We start from the raw sequence: 19,856 nt of genomic DNA on the forward strand, positions 1-19,856 counted from the left end.
TGCTGGGGAAGTTGGATTAGGAGCGGGGTGAGGTGGCTCGGTTCCCGACCTCCGGTCGGGATTTTAAGGATTTTGGGTTTACCCGGCTCCCGGCCTCCAGGCCGGGTTTCTTTCCGGTACGTCGACCTTTAGGTCGATGCTTAATGTCGTATCTATTCTACCACTTCTTTTGTGCCCAAAAGAAGCAAAAGTCTTGTCCTTTGCAGGTGGCTTAACGCGATTTCTGGATGGAAAAGCTAAAATCTGCAAACTCGCCAATCAATTTGTTCGCTGAGCCTAATTCTTTCGATTGCATTATCCAAAGGGGCAAAATATATAATCTTGTGCGAGCTCGAACAGTGCAGATTTCTTCACGCTTTTCCATCCAGAAATCACTACCACCTGCAAGGGACGGATAAATTACCAAGGATTAAAAAGGTTACAAAAGGATTAATAGATGGCCATCTAAAATCCAAAATCTAACGTCTAAAATCCCTACCTAAATCAGTCCTCACATATCACCTATCAAATATCACATATCCTTCATCTTCCCCTTCAACATCCTTGCCGCACTAGTATACCCCCCTTCCGTAGCGTCCAAAAAATGCACGTGGTCTTCGTCGTGATCGCGGACGTAGCAGGACATTACGGAGGCGTGGGTGGCGTGGAGGCCGTAGATCAACTTGCCCTCCGCTTCGCGTTGCTCTAAATATATTTTTAATTGCTCGATCTGGGCGGTCGTGCCGGAAATGACGGTATTGATGTTGCCATCCAGCATGAGGCTATCGATGAGTTGGGCGATTTTGGCGAGGTAGTTTTTGCCGGCTTCGGTGCGTTTGAAGTACCAGGGGCCGTAGAGGGTCGCGACCCAGTTCAGGAGGAGGTAACGGAGTTTGAAACGGCCGAGGTTGGCGTACATCTCGCGAGCAATGTTCATCAGGCCGAGATTGAGTTTCAGGCGGTTGGTGGCGATGGGGCGGCGGCGTTCCAGCCGGCCGAAGATCTGGTCGAGGCGGGACATCACTTCGCCGTAGACGCGGCCCTGCAATTCATCTTCATTGGAACTGACGATGAGGCAGACGATCCGCTCGGCGTCGCGTGGTGGTTCGATTTCGTTCCAGCGGCATTCCATCCCGGTGAGGTCGATCTCGGCGAGTTCGGCGGCTAGGGCTTCATCGTCCACGAAGCTGGCTTTAATGCGTCGTTCCGCTTCCTTCAGCCCGTTACCCAGTACGACGGGGATCGCGTAAAGGGGCGTCACCCAGGCGCGGGCGATGCGGATGGTGGTGCCACCCACATAAACGTCGGCTACCGGAAGGGCGCCTACGCGGAGGATGAGCTCCATTCTCTGTTTTACGTGTTTCCGGTAATTATCCAGAGCATCTACGAGTTCGAGGGCCAGTTCTTCTGGTACCACGAAAGTGGCGCCGTCCCCACCGAAGAAGTAGGGGATGGTCAGCCCACCGTGCTTGGCCTTCAATCGGTTGAGGACCGTTACGATGCCACCCGTTGCGGCCAGGTTCACGTCGTGGTGCTTCCCCCGCGCGACGGCCTGGGTGGAGCCCATGATGTCCACCACGATCACGTGCCAATCTTCCGGTACGGGCGTGAAGCGGCTTTCCTGGCCGAGGAGGGTGGAGAGTTTGGTCCGGTGGACGGGTAGGTTTTGGAAGAAGGTTTGGTTGGACATTTCGGGGGTAGAACGTGCATAAAGGTTGGTTGTGCGCTTCCCTGGTTCCCGACCTCCGGTCGGGATTTACTCCAGGTACGTCGACCTTTAGGTCGATGCTTAACGCGGTTACGCTTCCGGCTCCCGGCCTCCAGGCCGGGCTTTCTTCCGGTACGTCGAGTTTAGGTCGATGCTTTACGTCGTGTTTTATCTAGCACTTCTTTTGTAGCCACCACGCAGTAGCAGCGCAGCTAAAAGAAGCTAAGCCTTTACCCTTTGCAGGTGGTTTAACGTTGTGTCTTTTCTATCACTTCTTTTGTAGCCAAAAGAAGCAAAAGCTTTGTCCTTTGCAGGTGGCTTAACGCGAAATTTCTTCGGATTGGCTAAACGCTGCAACTCTGAGGAGGAACGACGATCAGCGAAGCTAAACTCGCTCAACGATCTGTCTTTCAAGCACCGATCTACGTTTGCATAAGACTCTGGTTTCAGGCAATGACAGTATCAGCTCGGACAGTGCAGCGTTCTTAACGCCAATCCGAAGAAATTTCACTACCACCTGCAAGGGACGGATAAATTACCATAAAATAAAAAAGTAGTAAATGCATTAAGAGGGAGGCCCTCTAAAATCCAAAATCTAACGTCTAAAATCTCTTTTTTAAATAAACCGTCTGGTGCAAGCCCACCGTCAACCCCACCACCTTAATCGGCTCCTTCCCTTCCAACTCCGTCACGCGCTCAGTATCGGATTTCGCAGCGAATAAATCCCATAAAAGCGTGTCGTCAGGTAGTCGGCGAAGGGTGGAGATATAGGTGCTGCCCATCACGGTGTACATACCGTAGAAGCAGTCGTTCATCAGGGTTTGGTCCATCGTGATGCCGTTGCGTTCGTCGAGGATGAAATGGGTTGTGTCACCGGCGGTTTGGGCGACCAATTGGTAATCCTTGGTGATGACGCCGTATTGCTCACTGTTGAATACCATGCGGTGGATGTATACGGAGTCCGCGATTAATTCCTCTAGCGTAAAGGTCACAGGGACGGTGGCGTTGGCTTGGCCTGCGTTGCCGATGATCATTGTGCCGTCGTAGTCACCGACCCATTTATTGGGGAAAGTGGTTTGGGCAGTTAATGAAATAGTGATTATTAGTAGGAGTAGGGTTAATAAGCTTTTCATAGGTGGCAAGGTAGGGAGTTACCCGGTTCCCGGTACGTCGACCTTTAGGTCGATGCTTAACGTCGTGTCTTTTCTATCACTTCTTTTCAGATGACCACGCAGTAGCAGCGCAGCTAAAAGAAGCAAAAGTTTTGTCCTTTGCAGGTGGCTTAACGCGATTACGCTTACGGTTCCCGACCTCCGGTTGGGATTTCAAGGTGGTAATCGTTCCTAATAAATTGTACAGAAGCGAAGAGCTATTTCTCTTGCTGGCTTACCGCGATTTCGCTTACGGCTCCCGGCCTCCGGGCCGGGTTTTTGAATATCTACCTTTCTCTCCCGTTTAGCACTTCTTTTCAAGCGAAAAGAAGCAAAAGCTTTGTCCTGTAACCGTGGCTTAACGCGATTTCAACGGCAGAAAGCTAAAATTTGCCAACTCGCCAACGACCTTTTGTTTCAAGCTTTGGGTCTTCCGTTTACAGCTAATTGGTGGGCAATGCTTTAATTCTTCGCAGCTCAAACAGTGCAAATTTCTTCACGCTTTCTGCCGCTGAAATCACTACCACGGTTAAGGGACGAATAAATTACTATAGATTAAAAAGTAGTAAAAAGATTAAGGGGAGGCGGTCTAAAATCCAAAATCTAACGTCTAGAATCCCACCAACACCGCACCTGCGGCAGCGCCACGCAGTAAGTTCCGTACGCTGTCGGAGCGCCGTATTATTGCGTTTGAATTAATCTTGTACTTTCAATAAGTGTCTGGCCCCCAAACAAAAAGAAATGCCACAGTACCGACTCCTTCTCACCCTACCACTACTCCTGATTTTGACCGCCTGCGTAAGCCCTCGAGTGACAAATAACACGCCATTCAAAGGCAGGTACGCAGAAACTTATGCACCCGGCGAAGTGGAACTGCTGAGTATGTACCAGTACGTGCAGACCAAACGTGGCGATACCTACATCTACCGCCGCTTCTACCCCGAAACGAAGGTGATGACCCACTACACGGAATACCAGGACGAGACGTTTACTCGCCCCCACGGCACCGCCAAAGAATGGTTCGACGATGGTGCCCTGATGCTCGAAGGCGAATACCGCAACGGTAAGCAGGAAGGCACTTTCACCGAGTATTTCCCGGACGGCCAGGTATATGCTACCCGCATCTACCGCGGCGGAGAACCCGACGGGAAATGGATCTTCAACACCCAGAAAGACAGCTCTGCCGCCCGGCTGTTTATGGAACGGCATTACGTTGATGGCCAACAAGAAGGCACCGAAACCACCTACGACGAAGACGGCCAGCCCACCAAAATTGATACCTACGAAAAAGGTGAATTGATCTCCACCCAGTACCGCCAGGATGGCAAGTGGGTCGACGAATCTACCTGGCGCGCCCAGAACAACGAGCTCGATAAACTCCAACAACTCCCCCTCTTCCCCGGCTGCCCGGATGGTGAGCCGTACGAAGACCGCAAACGCTGCGCCGACCGTAAACTCCTCGAACACATCTACGGGAAAGTGCGGTACTCCGAACGGGCGCGGCAACTGGAAGTAGAAGGCCTCGCTAAAGTCAGTTTTGTGATCGAAAAGGATGGCACGCTTACCAACATCAAAGTACTACGCGGCCTCAACCGGGATATCGAACGCGAAGTCATCCGCATTATCAACTCCCTCCCCGTTTGGGAACCAGGCCGGCAGGACGGGGAACCCGTGCGGGTAAGCTTCACGCTGCCGGTGAAGTTCCAATTAACCTAAATCCCGCTGAGAAAACGGCGTGACTATAGACTATAAACTACAGACTAGAAACCGGCCGCTCCAGGAACACCAAAATGTCGCTCCGCTCGGTTTTGGCGCCGCCTGAAGGGTCTAATTACTAAAGACTAAAGACTAAAGACTAAAGACTAAAGCAGCGCCGCCCCAAACACCCCCGCCGAATCCCCCAACTCCGGCCGCAAAAACACCGTATCCATCCGAGGATTAAAGAGGTGATCCACCACTTGCGGAATCCCCTTTTCGTACAACTCCGCCACGTTACTGAGGCCACCGCCTAGGACGATCACGTCGGGGTCCAGGACGTTGATGATTGTCGCGATACCCTTCGCAAAGAAGTGGAGCCACCGGTCGATGGCCTGCACCGCGTGCGGTTCGCCGGCCCGGTAGCGGGGGATGATCTCCTTCACCGTCCGGTAAGTCCCCGCCAAATTCGCGTAGTACCGCTCGATGGCCGGCCCGGACAAGATCTGCTCCGCGCACCCCACCCGGCCGCAGTAGCAATAACCGCCGGAATTGTCCAGGAACATATGACCCCACTCGCCACCAATGCCCTGCGCGCCACCCAGAATTTTACCGTCAATGACGATCCCGCCACCCGTTCCGGTACCGAGGATGACGCCGAAGACAACCTTCGCATTCGGCACTGCCGCCGGCACCCCTCCCAGCAAGGTTTCCGCGACGGCAAAACAGTTCGCATCATTCGCCAGCGTAAGCGGCACGCCAATGGCTGCCTCCAGATCCTTCCCCAACGCTTTCCCGTTCAGCACCACCGTATTGGAGTTCTTCATCAGCCCCGTGGGTGGGTCAATCGTCCCCGGCGTCGCCACCCCGATGTGCTCAGGAACCAACCCGGTAGCACTTTTCATCTCTTCCACCAACAACGCAATGCGGCTGACGATGTGTGCGTACCCCCCTTCCCGCTGCGTATCGATCCGCCGCCGATCAATAACCGTTCCGGCTTCATCAAGAATGATCCCCTCAATTTTGGTGCCGCCCAAGTCGATGCCCCATTTCATATTGTCTAATGTTGCTTACGGGGTAAGGTAGGGATTGAATTTTGGAGGATAGATTTTGGATTTTGGACGGCCTTGTGCCACCCCTCAATCCTTTTGCTATTTCTCGATTCACGGTAGGTTTTCCGTCCCTTGACTGTGGTAGTGATTTCCCGGCGGGAGAGCGTTAAGAAATCTGCACTGTTCGAGCGCGCGATAGGTTGAATAGCAACCCTGAAGAATGATGCAATCGACAGATTTAGTCTCAGTGCTAAAATCGATTGGCGAGTTTGCAGATTTTAGCTCTTCCGCCGGGAAATCGCTACCACAGTCACAGGACAAGACTTTTGCTTCTTTTGGTCACAAAAGAAGTGCTAGAAAAGAAGTGCTAGAAAAGAAGTGCTAGAAAAGAGTGAGGTCATAGGGTAGACCTTAAGGTCAACCTACCGGTATTTTCGCCTAAAGGTCAACCACCCAGTAATGCCGCCTAAAGGTCAACCACCCAGTAGTTGGAAAAAAAACAGATCCTAAAATCCCGACCTGAGGTCGGAAACCCAAAACCAACAAACTCCAAACCCAACCAGTTACAACCCAACCACAACAAAAAACCATGCGCAGCCAAACCCCACCCTACGAACTCATCGCCCGCATCACCGTAGGCCTGATCTGCGTAGGCTACCTGACCCACCGCATCGCACCTGCATTCTACCCGGGCGCCCTCGCTACGGTAATGGCCATTTGCGTGATCCTCATCATCGCCTGCGTGGGGTTGGAGCTGTACGTCCGCATCGGCCAGGCGAAAGCGGGGAATTTATTCCTCATCCGCAACGCTACTTTTTATACGGGGATCCTTATCCTCGTACTCGTCATCAGCAACCTGTACCAACTCGTGGACATCCACTTTTTGGCGGACGAGCCACCCACCTACGGCGAGCTCATCGCCCGGCTCTTCTACGTCGGTTTTGGGCTCGGTTTTACTACCCTGACTTTCAGCTTCATCTACTTCGACAGCGTCATGATCGAGCACCGCAACGGGGCCTTGCACACCACTTTACCGGTTTTCTCGGTCACCAATGTAGCCGTCGAAGAGGAGGAGTTGTTGATTTCCAGCCAGGAGGCGCGCGACGTGTTATTACGCCGTCCCCAGTTCCCGAGCGCCGCTTGGTCCGAACTCCGCACCCGCGTCAGCGCCCTGAAAAATTAGCGCGTCAAGGTGACGTCTCCGGAGATCGTCCGGACGGTATTATTCACGAACCGCACCGTCGCTACGTACACAAAAACCGCTGCGTTGGCCTCCTTGTCACCGATCCGACCGTCCCAGCCGAGGCTCGCGTCGTTGGCGGCAAAATCGCCGCGTTCGAACACCAGGCCGCCCCAACGGTGATAAACACGCAGGCTCTCGATGCCCGCCACGGCCCGCCCGCCGTAGATGGTAAATCCGTCATTGATGCCGTCTCCATTCGGGCTAAAGGCCGTCGGTGCGTACACGGGCCGGTCCTCGATCACGTTGAGCTTGAATAGCGCCGTATCGGTACAGCCCGCCAAATTTGTACCCACCACCACGTAGTCCGTCGTTACGACCGGTTGGGCGCTGACGCGGGTGCAAAGCGGGGGATCAAGACACACTACGGAATCGGGCCCCCACTGAAAGGACACCGGATCGTAAGTAGAAAACGCCCGCAAAATGGTGTCAAAACCAAGGGTGATCGTACCCTCACTGCCCGGATCGATGATCAACTCCGGCGGCTGCGTCAAACTACCGGGGACGGAATCCGTACACCCATTCGCATCCTGCACGTAAAGGGTGAAATCACCCGCTGGAAGGCCACCCAGCAGAGAATCCGGGCTGAAATTGATGCCATCCGCACTGTAGGTGTACCCCGGCGAACCACCCGTAGCCGCCAACTCAAAACTGCCCTCCGGCAGGCCAAAGCAGCGTAGGTTGACGACGTTGATGATCTCGGGAACGACCTCCGTCGGGTCCGTAAGTTGCAGCGAAGTCGTGCGCAGACAACCGTTGTCATCCGTCACCGAAACGGTGTATAAACCCTGGGGTAATCCCTCCCGCAAAGTGTCGCCACTCCCCATCCCGTCGGACCATTCGTAAGCATAATCCGGCCGGCCGCCACCGGCGCTAATGTTGAGGATGCCGTCGTTCGCCTGAAAACAGGAACTACTCTCCCCCGTCAGCCCCAGCGTAATGACGGGTGGCTCGGTGATGGTGATGTCGAAAATGCCGGTGCAGCCTTCCACGTCGCGGGCCTCCACGGTGTAAAGGCCGGGCGTTAAACCCGTCAGGAAACTATCGGCCTGGAAGCCGGCCCCCTGGCGAAAGTCGTATTCGTAGTTGGGGATGCCGTTTTGAATGCGGATGTCGATGCGCCCGTCATCATCCCCATTGCAGGTGGGCTCGGTGAAGGGATCCTCCCCCTGGAAAAGCCCAAGTTGCCGCTCATCCACCAGAATGTCCTGCTCGACCGGGCACCCGTTAGCATCCCGCACCCGGACGTTGACGGTGCTTATGCCAATGTCCGTCAGCACGGGCGTCGCCGAACCGAAGGGGCCACCGTCGACGCTGTAAGTGTAAGGCCCTTCCCCACCGCCGGTAACCTCGAAGGCGAAGGAACCATTAGTGAAGCCGCCACAGTCGGGCATCACGATCGTGGTATCGAAGGTGAAGGCCGGCGGGCCCGTCACGTCGAAGGAAAATACCCGCTCGCAGTTGGATTCGTCGCCGACGGTGACGGTGTAGGTGCCGACGTCCAACCCGGAAAGGTCTTCGGTCGTCTCCCCGTTGCTCCACGTGTAGGTCGTCGTCGTGGGCGAAAAGGTGCTGGCGGAAGAAAGGTCGATGGCCCCCGAAAAGTCACCCGGGCAGGTCAGTGGCGTCACGACGGCGGAGCCAGGGAATTGGCTGTCGCAACACACCACCTCCACCGTTTGCCGGCTAGCGACCTCGCGGCAACCGCGGTCGGTTTCGATGATGAGCTCCACGTCCGGGTTACCGGATTCACCAAAGACAATGGTGTGCGGCCCCGGCCCGGTAGCCGTGCGGGGGGTGGCCGTAGGGCCGAAGTCCCATTCTCGCGAAATGATGGCATCCACTGACGTGGAAGCATCCTCAAAGACCAACTCTTCCCCAACGCAGACCTGTCCGGTGGCGGAGGTGAACTCAGGGTTGGGCCCGAGGAAGGTACCCGAACCGCTCCAGTTGATGGAAAAGCCATCGCCGGAACCGGAAAAGTTCATCACCACGAGCGCGTAGCTGCGGCCGGAAACCATGTCGATAGCGGCGGCAAAATTGTTGTTGTTAAGTTCCTCCTGGCAACCGCAGGATTCCAGCAAATCCGGGTCACTCAGGCTAAGCCCCGTCTCCCGCAGACAGGGCAGGTTGAGGAAGTTATCCGCTGGATCCTGACGGATAGATTCTCCGGAATACATCTCGCGAAGGACCGTGCGGCCATTACAGTCATCTAACCCGTTGCCGAATTCGTAGATGACGAAATCTAGGTCTTCGTTGAAAGCAGGCCCGAGTGGCGTGATGGTGAAGGCGAGGGTCCCCGGGTCGTCGCACGTCCATTTGTACCAGGCGGAGTTGAACTCATCGGCCAAACGGCCGCACGATTCGGGGGAGGGCAAAAGGTCGTCCAGAACATCCCCACGGCCACTGAGGAAGTCGACGGAGAAGGGCCGCTTATCGCAAAGTAGGACGCCGGTAGCACAATCACTACTGGGGGAAGGCACCTGGTCGAATTGGTTGACGCACAACTCAAAACTACCCTGGTCGCCACTACTGGAACTGACGTTGATGAGGTAGGTCCGCCCCTCCACCAAGCCGGTGACGATGACGTTACCACCGTTCTGGGCTTCGCCGGTGTTGGGGTCCACGAAAGGAGACCGGCAACCAATGGCGGCATCCTGGTAATTGCTCGTACAGGTGCCGTCAATTACGGCAAATTGCGGGGCCTCCAGCGTGCCCCCTTCGTTACCGGCGGTGGCTCCGTTCACGCTAATGTTGGCCGCGTTCCGCTGGGCGACGAAACTGAACCATACGTCGCGGATCTCATCCTTATTTTCAATACAGGTGGGGTAGCGATTGGTCTCACCGGGCGCTGACTCTTCCAGCGAGGTGGTGGCGTTGATATTACTGAACGCACCAACTCCGGAGCAATACTCCAACACCATTGGTAGCTCGGTTGCGTTGGCGCACTCATCATTCGCCACCTGGCCGGAAAGTTGGCAGGAACCCAATAGTACCAGCATGAATAAGACGTAAAATCGCTGCATATCAAATAACTCTCCTACCATAACCATAATCTGGACGCATGAAGTACCCGCCCGCGTTGGCAAATTGTTAGCCTAAAGTAACTGTTGAGGCTGGCTTTGTCGGCTGGGAAAGACACCACTAACGCTCAGGACAATTTGCGCAACAAGATTAAGAAGTTGAATCGGGCTAGGCACCCCCCGAGCTGAACCTTAAATTATCTTTCACGTATGGGTTTGCTGAACCACTTTAGTGGTAAAGACTTTTCATCCGTTCCTTTCAACTATCTTCCTCGCCCTCACCAACCAACCACCATGCACCCAACCGGAGAACTCACCAGCCAATTGGCGCCCAGTGGCGTCCGCACCATCACCTTCGGCCACCCAGCCCATAACTCTTTTCCGTCCTCTCAGTTACAGGCAACCGTGGCGGCCATCGACGCGGCGGGGCAGGACGCCAATACCCGTTGCATTATCCTGCGGAGCCAGGGGGAACGGACCTTTTGCGCCGGGGCGAACCTGGACGAACTCCTCGCCATCCGGGAGCCTAAGCAAGCGAAAGAATTCTTCATGGGTTTCGCCCGCCTCATCCTCGCCATGAAGGGGTGCCCGAAACCGATCGTCGTCGCCGTACAGGGGAAGGCCATTGGCGGTGGGGTCGGGATTGCCGCCGCTGCCGATTATTGCCTGGCTACGGAGGCCGCATCCATCAAACTGAGTGAACTGGCCATTGCCATTGGGCCCTTCGTCATCCTGCCGGCCCTCGTCCGCAAGCTGGGGGTGGCCGCCGCCAGCGAGATGAGCCTCGATACCGAATGGCACTCCGCCCAGTGGGCCCACGCCAACGGGCTCTTCCAACGCCTCTACGCTACCCCCGCGGAACTTTACGATGCCGCCGAAACGTTGGCCACAAAACTCGCCGGCCACAGCCTCAAAGCCGCCGCCAAACTAAAGGAGACTCTCTGGTTCGGGACGGAAAACTGGCCCATCGTTCTGGAAGAGCGGGCCGAAGTATCCGGTGGCCTCGTCCTGGGGGAAGACGCCAAAGCGGCACTGGCCAAATTCAAAAAGCAATAACAAGCACCATGAAAAAGATCGTCGTCCTCACCGGCGCGGGCGTATCCGCGGAATCCGGCATCGCCACCTTTCGGGACAGCAATGGCCTCTGGGAAAATCACCGCGTGGAAGACGTCGCCAGCCCCGAAGGCTTCGCGCGTAACCCGGAGCTCGTCCTCAACTTCTACAACGCGCGCCGGGCCCAGCTCAAGACCGTCAAACCCAACCTCGGCCACCACCTGATCGCGGAGTTGGAAAAGGACTACGACGTGACGGTCGTAACCCAGAACGTGGACGACCTCCACGAGCGGGCCGGCAGCAGTAACATCATTCACCTTCACGGCGAATTGCGGAAGGTCCGCAGCGTCGACGGCTTTGAGGACCCTATCCCCTGGACGGAAGACCTCCACCTCGGCGACCTCAACGATGAGGGCCGCCAACTCCGCCCCCACATCGTCTGGTTCGGCGAGCAAGTCCCCAGAATGGATATGGCTGCCGACGTCGTATCGCGCGCCGACCTAATCATCATCGTCGGCACCTCCATGCAGGTCTACCCCGCCGCCGGCCTCGTTAGCTACGCGCCGCCGCATATTCCCGTCATCTACATTGATCCCAACCCAACGATCAACGATGCCCTCGCGCGGCGGGACATCACGACCATCGTAAAGGGCGGCGGCGAAGGAATGGCTGAGGCGGTAGAGTTGATTCCTGGGTTGCTTTAGTCGAAACAACAGAAATAGCTACTGCACACACCTATCGCGTTTCCCCTCTGTACCTAGGTCGATATTTGAATTGTTCCGTAATCCTTATTGGCAGGTCACCCCTCTCCCACGGAGAGGGGCCGGGGGAGAGGGCTACACGAAGCTTTGCGACTAGGTGAATTCTAGCAACCGCTAGATTATTATCCACTTCACCCAAGCGTAAACGCATCCCCATCCCGCAAAAAGGGCAAGCGTTCCCGATAGCCGTGCAGTTGTTCCAGGGAAAGTACTTCCGTGTGGGCTTCCTCCTGGCCATTTACTGCGTACACCACCCCCGCTGGCCCGGGGTCGATCACGCAACTGTCTCCGGAATATTCGTGGCCGTTCGGGTCCGTCCCAACGCGGTTGACGCCCACCACGTAGGCCTGGTTTTCGATGGCGCGGGCCTGGAGTAACACGGACCAATCCCGCGCCCGCTTATTCGGCCAACTGGCGACGCAGAGGAGCAGATCGTAGGGGAATTCAGACGTATTGCGCATCCAGGCGGGGAAGCGGAGGTCGTAGCAAATCGTCGGCCGGATGCGCCAGCCACGGTAGTTGAATACCACCCGTTCGCCGCCGGCCGCGTACACTTTATCCTCCCCGGCCAGCGTGAAACCGTGGCGCTTGTCGTAGGTCTCCACCCGGCCGTCCGGATGGACGAACAGCAGGCGATTGTAGTAGGTGTCTCCCTCCCGGATAATCAGGCTACCGGTCACGGCGGCGTCCTTTTCGCGGGCCAGTTCCAGCATCCATTGGGCGCTGGGGCCGTCCATGGTTTCCGCGTGGGCGGCTGGCGCCATGGTGAATCCGGTCGTGAACATTTCGGGGAGAACGATGAGGTCCGTTGCACTCGTCAGTTTATTCAGCAGTGCCTGGTAGCGGCTGAGGTTTGCGGCGGGAGCTTCCCACTGGATATCGGCCTGAACGGTGGTGACGCGGAGCATATTCATGAAGCGTATTTTTTGGCGCTAACGCAGGTACAAGGTAAGCGGGCACGGGCACACCCACCCTCCAAAGACCGACCAAAACAAGCGGACCAACTTCAGAACAATAGACCGGAAGCAAGCAGAAGAATTGGGGCACCGCCTCTATCGATCCCCCAAAAGCAAAATGAAGGACGCAACAAAACCCAACCCTCCGTGCGTTTACCCCGCCAATGACTAAATATTTTTACCCAGCGCTGGCCCTCGTGCTGTGCCTGGGAACCAACCAACTGCGGGCGCAGTTTTGCACGACCGACGCCCGCTACACGGCCACCCCCGTGTTCACTTCCAGCCAGATCTCAACGGCGGACCGGCTCCTCTACGCGACCGCCGAGAATCGGGATGGGGACCAACAGGACCTCTTCCTTGACCTCTACTTCCCCGACCCGACGGTGGACACGGCGAGCACCCGGCCGCTCGTCCTGCTCATCCACGGTGGTGGATTTCGGGACGGGGACCGGCAAAACCTGGCCTTCGAATGTGAAGAATTCGCCCGCCGCGGCTTCGTGGCGGCCACGATTGATTACCGAACCGGCTTCAACCGCCAGAACCCCCTCGATTACCTCCGCGCCATCTACCGGGCCGAGCAGGATGCCCTCGCCGCCCTCCGCTACCTGGGTAGCCGGACGGATGCCTACGGAATCGACCCCGACTGGGCTTTCATCGGGGGCGTCAGCGCCGGCTCTATCTCCGCCCTCAACGCGGTGTACGTCGACGAAACGGACTGGAACGCCATCGTGCCGGGCATCACCCTGCGGCTCGGCCCACTGAAATCCACGGGCAACAGCCTACCGGAACGGCTGCAACTGCGCGGCGTCTTCAACAATTGGGGCAGCACCCTGCCAACGGCCATCACTACCGATGAGTTACTCCCCACCATCGCCTTCCACGGGGCGGCGGACGAGACGGTACCGATCGATACCTCCGATCTGGGGCTGATCGGCTCCCGACCCATACACGCCTTATTGCTGGACGCCGGGGTGTGTAGCGACCTCACCGTCGACCCCTTCGGCCGCCACGGCATTTACCGGGATACGCTCGGCACCCAGGCCCGCATCGCCAAGGCCAGCTGCTTCTTCAAACGCCTCTTCTGTGCCAGCTGCGAGAGCGTCACGGCGACGGAACTCATCCCGGCAGCATGCGCTAACCTCGTGAGTACCCGCCCCGATCCGCTGATGGACCCGATCCAGGTATACCCCAACCCCACCTCAGGCTTCCTATCTCTCAGCGGATTACTGCCCGGAACGGAAGTGGAGGTTTACGATGCTACCGGCCGGCGAATCTTTCGGGGTCTGCGACCACCGGCCGATCTCCTCATTATGGAACCGGCGGGCGTCTACCTCTTCCGCTTTATCCGGGATGGCCGGAGCAGGGTAGTTCGGGTTGTCCGGCGGTAAGGCTGGTTATCCCAAAAATTACGAACTTAACGGCCCGTAATTTTAAGCCCGTCACCGAATGAATCAATCTACTTTCCGGCGTTTCAGCCCGGTCCTGTTACTCGCCTTCTTCCTTTGCACCTGCGTCAGCGCCCAAAAAACCTATCCCTATAATGGTGTTTACGACCAGCGGGATGGGCATTACGCCTTCACCAACGCGACCATCCACGTGAGCCCCGATCGGGTAATTGAGAACGGAACGCTGGTGATTCGCAAGGGAAAAATTGTCAGTGTTTCTGCGTCAAGTGGCGCTGCCGCGGGTGCCGTGGAAGTGGACCTGAAGGGCAAACACATTTATCCTTCGTTCATTGAAGCTTACGGCGACCTCGGGATGCCCGAAGTGAAGCGCGGCGGCGGTGGCTGGGGCGACCCACCACAGACCGATACCAAAACGGAAGGCGCCTTCTCGTGGAACCAAGCCCTCCGCAGCGAAACGGATGCGGCACGCCTCTTTACCATCGACAAAAAGGAGGCGAAGGCCTACCGCGAAGCCGGGTTCGGCACCGTCAGCACCCACCACCACGATGGCATTAGCCGGGGGACGGCCGCCGTCGTCAGCACCGCCGCTACGACGGAAAACGATGTGATCCTGAAAACGAACGTGGCCCATCACCTCAGCTTCTCGAAGGGTTCCTCTAAACAAAACTACCCGAGCTCGCGGATGGGCGCCATGGCCCTCCTGCGCCAGTCCTACCTCGACGGGGAATGGTACGCCCGCCAACGCGGCGAAGAAACCAACCTCAGCGTGGAAGCCTGGAACAAGGCCCAATCCCTTCCTCAGATCTTCGAAGTAGGCAACTGGCAGGACGCCCTGCGGGCTGATATGGTCGGGGACGAATTCGGCAAACAGTACATCATTAAGGGTGGGGGCGACGAGTACGAACGCATCGCCGCCCTGAAGGCCGCCGGCGCGACGCTCATCCTCCCGCTGGACTTTCCCAAAGCCTACGACGTAACGGACCCCTTCGCCGCCGACCTCGTGACGCTGGGCCAGCTCCGCCACTGGGAACGCGCCCCGGGCAACGCCGGAATGGTCGCCAAAGCCGGTATCGACTTCCTGCTGACCAGTGACGACCTCAAGAAAAAATCCGACTTCGCCAAGGCCCTCCGCCAAGCCGTGGAAGCCGGCCTCAGCAAGGAAGCCGCCCTCGCCGCGCTGACGACCCGCCCGGCTCAATTGCTCGGTATCGCCGACCGGATCGGCACCCTCGAAAACGGTAAAATTGCCACCTTCTTCGTGACGGATAAGGACTACTTCGAAGACGGCGCCAGCATTTTCCAGCACTGGGTACAGGGCAACCCTTACGCCCTCAAAGAACTGAACGCCATCGAGCTGGGCCGCGAGTACCAGATCACCATTGGTGGCAAAACCTTCAACGGCAAAGTGAGCGGCGAAGCCGGTAGCCAGAAAATGGAAGTGATGGCCGGCAGCGATACGACCGGCGTGAAATCCAAACTCTCCCTCAGCGGTGGACTCATCACCCTGGCCTTCCAACCGGAAGGGGAAGCGGGTTTCTACCGCCTCAGCGGCGTGGCGGATGAGCGGGGCAACTACTCCGGCACCGGCCGCGACCCCGAAGGCAGCATCGTGAAGTGGAGCAGCACCCTCGAACCCACCGGGAACGACGACGAAAAAAAAGCGGATAAAAAGGATGACGACGAGGCCAAGCCGGCGCTCGTCAGCCAGCTCTCCTACCCGAACATCGCCTACGGAATGCTGGCGGAGCCGGAAGCGGGCACCTTCCTCATCCGCAACGCTACTGTCTGGACGAACGAAGCAGAGGGCATCCTCGAAAACGCCGACGTACTGATCGCCGACGGGAAGATCTCCCGCGTAGGCAAAGGCCTCAAGGCCGGCCGCGCTACGGTGATCGACGGGACGGGTAAGCACGTCACCTCCGGCGTGATCGACGAGCACAGCCACATCGCGCTGACGAGTGTCAACGAAAGCAGCCAGGCCAGTAGCGCCGAGGTCCAGATGAACGACGTGGTCGACGCCAACGACGAAAACATCTACCGGCAGTTGGCGGGCGGTGTGACGGTCAGTCAGCTCCTCCACGGTTCGGCGAACCCTATTGGTGGGCAATCCGCCATCATCAAACTGCGCTGGGGCAAGACGGCCAACGAGATGATCTTCGCCGAGGCCGATCCCTTCATCAAGTTTGCCCTGGGGGAGAACGTCAAGCAATCCAACTGGGGGGATGACTACCGCGTCCGCTACCCCCAAACCCGGATGGGCGTGGAGCAGATCTTTGAGAGCTACTTCAGCCGCGCCAGCGAGTACGGGGATGCATTGGCGTCGGGCGAAGTCGTGCGCCGCGATCTTGAACTCGAAACGCTGCTGGAAATTCTCAACAGCGAGCGCTTCATCTCCTGCCACTCCTACCAGCAGGGAGAGATCAATATGCTGATGAAGGTGGCCGAACGCTTCGGTTTCACCGTCAACACCTTCACCCACATCCTCGAAGGCTACAAGGTGGCCGATAAGATGGCCGCCCACGGCGCCGCGGGTTCTACCTTTTCCGACTGGTGGGCCTACAAGTTTGAGGTGAACGAGGCCATCCCCTACAACGGCGCCATAATGCACGAGCAGGGCGTACTGACGGCCTTCAACTCCGACGACGCTGAGATGGCCCGCCGCCTCAACCAGGAAGCCGCCAAGGCCGTCCTGTTCGGTGGCGTCTCCGAAGAGGATGCCTGGAAGTTCGTCACCCTCAACCCCGCCAAGATGCTCCACCTCGACGAGCACGTCGGCTCCCTCAAAGCGGGCAAGGATGCGGATGTCGTCGTCTGGTCCGACCACCCCATGAGCATCTACGCCAAGGCCGAGCACACCTTCGTGGACGGTATCGAATACTTCAACCGCGAACGCGACGCCCGCCTCCGCCAGGAAGTGGAGAAAGAACGCAACGCCCTCATCCAGAAGTCGCTCGAAGCCAAGCAGGCTGGCGCTCCGACCCAGAAACCGGAGGGCAAACAGCGGCGGATGCTGCACTGTAACTCCCTTGATCATGCGCTGGAAACGCACGCGCATTAGTGGTTCGTTGGTGCTTTAGTGCTTTGGGGCTGCCGCTGTCACGTGCGGCAGCACCACCACGCAGTAGCAGCGAAGCTAAAGCACCAAAATACCAAAGCACCCTTGCCAAATCCATACCCCTCAACGCCCCTCCAACATAAACCTCCCGCCCATGCGCTCCCTATACCTCTTCCTCCTCCTAGCCTTCGCCACTACACTCTCCGCTCAGAATCCAACCCCCGCCGCCGACCAGGAGGGTGCGATCCTCATCACGAACGCCACCATCCACGTGGGTAACGGCACGGTGATTGAAGGGGGCAGTATTCTTTTTGAGAACGGTCAAATCACTCAGGTGGGTAAGAATGTGGGCGCTGCCGCAGGTGCCAAGCAATTGGACGGGACCGGCAAACACGTCTACCCCGGCCTCTTCGCCCTGAATAGCCAGCTGGGGCTGACGGAGTTCAACGCCGTCCGCGCAACGAATGATCAGCGGGAGACGGGGTACATCAACCCTAACGCTCGGGCGTTGATTGCCTTCAATACGGATAGCCAGGTGATCCCGACCGTACGGTCACGGGGCGTCCTCTTCACCCAGGCTACCCCGATGGGAGGGTTGGTCAGCGGCCGCAGCAGCATCATGCAGCTAGATGGTTGGAATTTCGAGGATGCCGGCGTCGGGCCAGACGATGGCGTTCACCTCAACTGGCCGCGCCGCAACAGTTACAACTGGCAGACCGGCCGGTTGATCGCCAACGAGCGCTACGATGAACTGGTCACCGGGCTCGAGAACTTCCTTAACGAAGCCGCCGCTTACTGCAGTGCCGGCCGCCAGGGGGAACGCCTGACCAAGCTCGAGGCGATGTGCGAAGCCATGAACAAAACCAAGAACGTCTACCTCCACGTGGACGAAGCGCGGGACATCCAGCAGGGCGTGCAACTCCTAAAAAAAATGGGGGCGAACGTCGTCATCGTAGGCGGTTACCAAGCTTACCGGGTGGCGGACTTCCTCAAGCAGGAGGACGTCCCGGTCATCCTCAGCAGCACCCAGGCCCTACCGGACAACCAGGATGATGCGATTGACCAGCCCTTCCGCAACCCGGCCCTGCTCGCCGAAGCGGGCGTCACCTTCGCTTTGAGCCACGGTGGCAGTTGGGAGCAACGGAATGTCCCCTTCATTGGTGGCCAGGCCGTCGCCTTCGGTTTGGATTACGAAGCTGCCATCACCGCCTTAACGTTGACGCCGGCCCGTATTGCTGGAGTGAGCGACCGCTACGGCAGCCTGGAGCCGGGCAAATCCGCCTCCCTGATCCTCGTCAGCGGCGATGTCCTCGACATGCGCACCAGCGAAGTAGAAGCCGCCTTCATCGATGGCCGCATGGTGGACCTTACCAACAAGCAGAGTGAGCTGGCGGAGAAATTTCGGGAGTTGTACCGGCGGGGGAAATAATTGGGGCCTCCGGCGCTTGCTTGTGTGGCATTTGTTCGCAGGAGAAGTAGAGATTGGGAGAACTAGAGGCCTGCGGCGCTGCGTGACTACCCGTCCCGAAGGGCCGGCCTGCGTAGCGGTGGCACACCGTTAGGTGGCCCACTCTACTTATTTTACAGGAATCTAAGGAGCCTCCGGCGGTTTCAGGAGAGACAAGGAGGTTTTAGAGAAGCTGAGGTATAAACATGAGATCCTTTAACCACATGGGAGGTTAAAAGCTTGGCCAGCCTGCAAGTAGCGCGCCGGTGAGTCCGAAATTATAGGTGCATCAAGGCAACTACCTCATTGCAACAAAGTCTCCCGGAGGGAGACGCAAGTTAGCCCAGGGTCAAGGAGGCCGGAGGCCGAACGACCTTGGGTATTCGTTAAAGCTCCACCGATCAAACGACCTTAATCTTCGTCATCCCAGTTAATCAAACGACGACGGTGTTCAACGATTCACCATAGAAAATCACCCTAAATATCCTAGCGTACCCACCACCTCACTACCCAGTCGCATCCCTCTACCATGAACCGATCCGCGAAGTACAAATACTTTTACCTGCCCTGGAGTATCGGGGTTTTGGTTCTCGGTATCGCTCTGGCGAACCAGCTAATGGAAATACATCAAGCCAACTCCTTTTGTGGGAATGTAGACATTCCAATTGAAGCCGCTGCGGTGCCGGTCGCTATACCTACCAAACGGTTGACTACCATGCCCTTCTTCCCCGGCTGCGCCGAACTGACGGGGGGCGAGAAAAGAAATTGTAGCCAGCAGAAGCTAAGCGAATACCTGGAATCCCACGCTGGATACGCTACCGGAAAAACTACTCACCGCACTGCGGGAAACGCGACCATCGAAGTCTGGATTGGTGCTGATGGCCTTGTCAAGTCCCACCGGACCTACAAGGCAGTTGGTCACGGTAGGTCATCAGACTTAGCGCGCATCGTAGATAATATGATGGCCGAAGGAATCCGTTGGGAGCCCGCAACCGTAAATGGTAAACCAGTCTCCTCCAGCACGATGGTGAGCCTTCATTATAACATGGTTTGGGCCGGTGGCTTGAAGAAGAAGGATTCGCAAAGCAAATAGGTGATGAAATAAGGTTGAGATTTTTAGGGATCACTAGCCGTCCCGAAGGGCCGGCCTGAGTAGCGATGGCACGCCGTCAGGCGGCCCATTCTACTTGTTGCGTTTATTGCGCAGGAGTAGGGGAGGTTGGAGAAAAGGAGAGGCCTCCGGCGGTTCCCAAACTACCTGCCCCGAAGGGCCGGCCTGAGTAGCGATGGCACGCCATCAGGCGGCCCATTCTACGTGTTACATTTATTG

General features: G+C 57.3%; 13 protein-coding genes. 8 read left to right on the forward strand and 5 right to left on the reverse strand.

Annotation, left to right across the window (positions count from 1 at the left end; translation table 11 throughout):
- Nucleotides 1-511: 511 nt before the first annotated feature.
- Together A3850_RS05935 and A3850_RS05940 are read right to left on the reverse strand one after the other, a co-directional pair.
- A complete protein-coding gene (locus tag A3850_RS05935; protein WP_068214965.1) occupies nt 512-1,669 on the reverse strand; it encodes a DUF3095 family protein in 1,158 nt (385 codons plus the stop codon).
- A 620-nt stretch (nt 1,670-2,289) separates the two neighbouring features.
- Nucleotides 2,290-2,820 carry a hypothetical protein gene (locus tag A3850_RS05940; RefSeq protein WP_068214966.1) on the reverse strand — a complete coding sequence of 177 codons (531 nt, stop codon included), beginning with the start codon at nt 2,818-2,820 and terminating at the stop codon, nt 2,290-2,292.
- A gap of 759 nt (nt 2,821-3,579) precedes the next feature.
- On the opposite strand from A3850_RS05940, the gene A3850_RS05945 reads away from it, so the two are divergent.
- Entirely contained in the window at nt 3,580-4,554 is a 975-nt protein-coding gene (locus A3850_RS05945) for an energy transducer TonB (protein ID WP_082921645.1), read from the forward strand.
- A gap of 146 nt (nt 4,555-4,700) precedes the next feature.
- On the opposite strand, the gene A3850_RS05950 is transcribed toward A3850_RS05945, so the two are convergent.
- Nucleotides 4,701-5,588, reverse strand: coding sequence for an ROK family protein (locus A3850_RS05950; RefSeq protein WP_068214968.1), 888 nt, complete (start codon nt 5,586-5,588; stop codon nt 4,701-4,703).
- Nucleotides 5,589-6,174: 586 nt separating this feature from the next.
- On the opposite strand from A3850_RS05950, the gene A3850_RS05955 reads away from it, so the two are divergent.
- Nucleotides 6,175-6,768 carry a hypothetical protein gene (locus A3850_RS05955; protein ID WP_068214969.1) on the forward strand — a complete coding sequence of 198 codons (594 nt, stop codon included), beginning with the start codon at nt 6,175-6,177 and terminating at the stop codon, nt 6,766-6,768.
- Here A3850_RS05955 and A3850_RS05960 read toward each other — a convergent pair.
- Nucleotides 6,765-9,827 carry a gliding motility-associated C-terminal domain-containing protein gene (locus A3850_RS05960; RefSeq protein ID WP_197493995.1) on the reverse strand — a complete coding sequence of 1,021 codons (3,063 nt, stop codon included), beginning with the start codon at nt 9,825-9,827 and terminating at the stop codon, nt 6,765-6,767. The genes A3850_RS05955 and A3850_RS05960 overlap by 4 nt on opposite strands.
- 315 nt (nt 9,828-10,142) lie before the next feature.
- Between A3850_RS05960 and A3850_RS05965 the strand changes: the two genes are divergently transcribed.
- Together A3850_RS05965 and A3850_RS05970 are read left to right on the forward strand one after the other, a co-directional pair.
- Complete coding sequence (locus A3850_RS05965; RefSeq protein WP_068219464.1) at nt 10,143-10,904, forward strand: enoyl-CoA hydratase/isomerase family protein; 762 nt, start codon at nt 10,143-10,145, stop codon at nt 10,902-10,904.
- A gap of 8 nt (nt 10,905-10,912) precedes the next feature.
- Nucleotides 10,913-11,605, forward strand: a complete 693-nt coding sequence (locus tag A3850_RS05970) for an NAD-dependent deacylase (protein WP_068214971.1) — start codon at nt 10,913-10,915, stop codon at nt 11,603-11,605.
- A 188-nt stretch (nt 11,606-11,793) separates the two neighbouring features.
- On the opposite strand, the gene A3850_RS05975 is transcribed toward A3850_RS05970, so the two are convergent.
- Nucleotides 11,794-12,576, reverse strand: coding sequence for an amidohydrolase (locus tag A3850_RS05975; RefSeq protein ID WP_068214972.1), 783 nt, complete (start codon nt 12,574-12,576; stop codon nt 11,794-11,796).
- Nucleotides 12,577-12,782: 206 nt separating this feature from the next.
- On the opposite strand from A3850_RS05975, the gene A3850_RS05980 reads away from it, so the two are divergent.
- From A3850_RS05980 to A3850_RS05995, 4 genes are all read left to right on the forward strand, one after another.
- A complete protein-coding gene (locus A3850_RS05980) occupies nt 12,783-14,006 on the forward strand; it encodes a carboxylesterase family protein (RefSeq protein ID WP_068214973.1) in 1,224 nt (407 codons plus the stop codon).
- A gap of 58 nt (nt 14,007-14,064) precedes the next feature.
- On the forward strand, nt 14,065-17,082 hold the full coding sequence (locus A3850_RS05985; RefSeq protein ID WP_068214974.1) for an amidohydrolase family protein: 3,018 nt from the start codon (nt 14,065-14,067) through the stop codon (nt 17,080-17,082).
- A 151-nt stretch (nt 17,083-17,233) separates the two neighbouring features.
- Entirely contained in the window at nt 17,234-18,508 is a 1,275-nt protein-coding gene (locus tag A3850_RS05990) for an amidohydrolase family protein (protein ID WP_068214975.1), read from the forward strand.
- A 547-nt stretch (nt 18,509-19,055) separates the two neighbouring features.
- Entirely contained in the window at nt 19,056-19,619 is a 564-nt protein-coding gene (locus tag A3850_RS05995; protein WP_068214976.1) for an energy transducer TonB, read from the forward strand.
- The last annotated feature ends 237 nt before the right edge of the window (nt 19,620-19,856 follow it).

It is taken from the genome of Lewinella sp. 4G2 (genome assembly GCF_001625015.1).
Taxonomy (GTDB): domain Bacteria; phylum Bacteroidota; class Bacteroidia; order Chitinophagales; family Saprospiraceae; genus Neolewinella.

What these genes read in the sequence shown, in the direction of transcription:
- A3850_RS05975 (WP_068214972.1), bottom strand. Translation starts at nt 12,576, where the DNA reads ATGAATATGCTCCGCGTCACCACCGTTCAGGCCGATATCCAGTGGGAA.
- A3850_RS05990 (WP_068214975.1), top strand. Translation starts at nt 17,234, where the DNA reads ATGCGCTCCCTATACCTCTTCCTCCTCCTAGCCTTCGCCACTACACTC.
- A3850_RS05965 (WP_068219464.1), top strand. Translation starts at nt 10,143, where the DNA reads ATGCACCCAACCGGAGAACTCACCAGCCAATTGGCGCCCAGTGGCGTC.
- A3850_RS05970 (WP_068214971.1), top strand. Translation starts at nt 10,913, where the DNA reads ATGAAAAAGATCGTCGTCCTCACCGGCGCGGGCGTATCCGCGGAATCC.
- A3850_RS05960 (WP_197493995.1), bottom strand. Translation starts at nt 9,827, where the DNA reads ATGCTGGTACTATTGGGTTCCTGCCAACTTTCCGGCCAGGTGGCGAAT.
- A3850_RS05980 (WP_068214973.1), top strand. Translation starts at nt 12,783, where the DNA reads ATGACTAAATATTTTTACCCAGCGCTGGCCCTCGTGCTGTGCCTGGGA.
- A3850_RS05955 (WP_068214969.1), top strand. Translation starts at nt 6,175, where the DNA reads ATGCGCAGCCAAACCCCACCCTACGAACTCATCGCCCGCATCACCGTA.
- A3850_RS05985 (WP_068214974.1), top strand. Translation starts at nt 14,065, where the DNA reads ATGAATCAATCTACTTTCCGGCGTTTCAGCCCGGTCCTGTTACTCGCC.
- A3850_RS05935 (WP_068214965.1), bottom strand. Translation starts at nt 1,669, where the DNA reads ATGTCCAACCAAACCTTCTTCCAAAACCTACCCGTCCACCGGACCAAA.
- A3850_RS05950 (WP_068214968.1), bottom strand. Translation starts at nt 5,588, where the DNA reads ATGAAATGGGGCATCGACTTGGGCGGCACCAAAATTGAGGGGATCATT.
- A3850_RS05945 (WP_082921645.1), top strand. Translation starts at nt 3,580, where the DNA reads ATGCCACAGTACCGACTCCTTCTCACCCTACCACTACTCCTGATTTTG.
- A3850_RS05940 (WP_068214966.1), bottom strand. Translation starts at nt 2,820, where the DNA reads ATGAAAAGCTTATTAACCCTACTCCTACTAATAATCACTATTTCATTA.
- A3850_RS05995 (WP_068214976.1), top strand. Translation starts at nt 19,056, where the DNA reads ATGAACCGATCCGCGAAGTACAAATACTTTTACCTGCCCTGGAGTATC.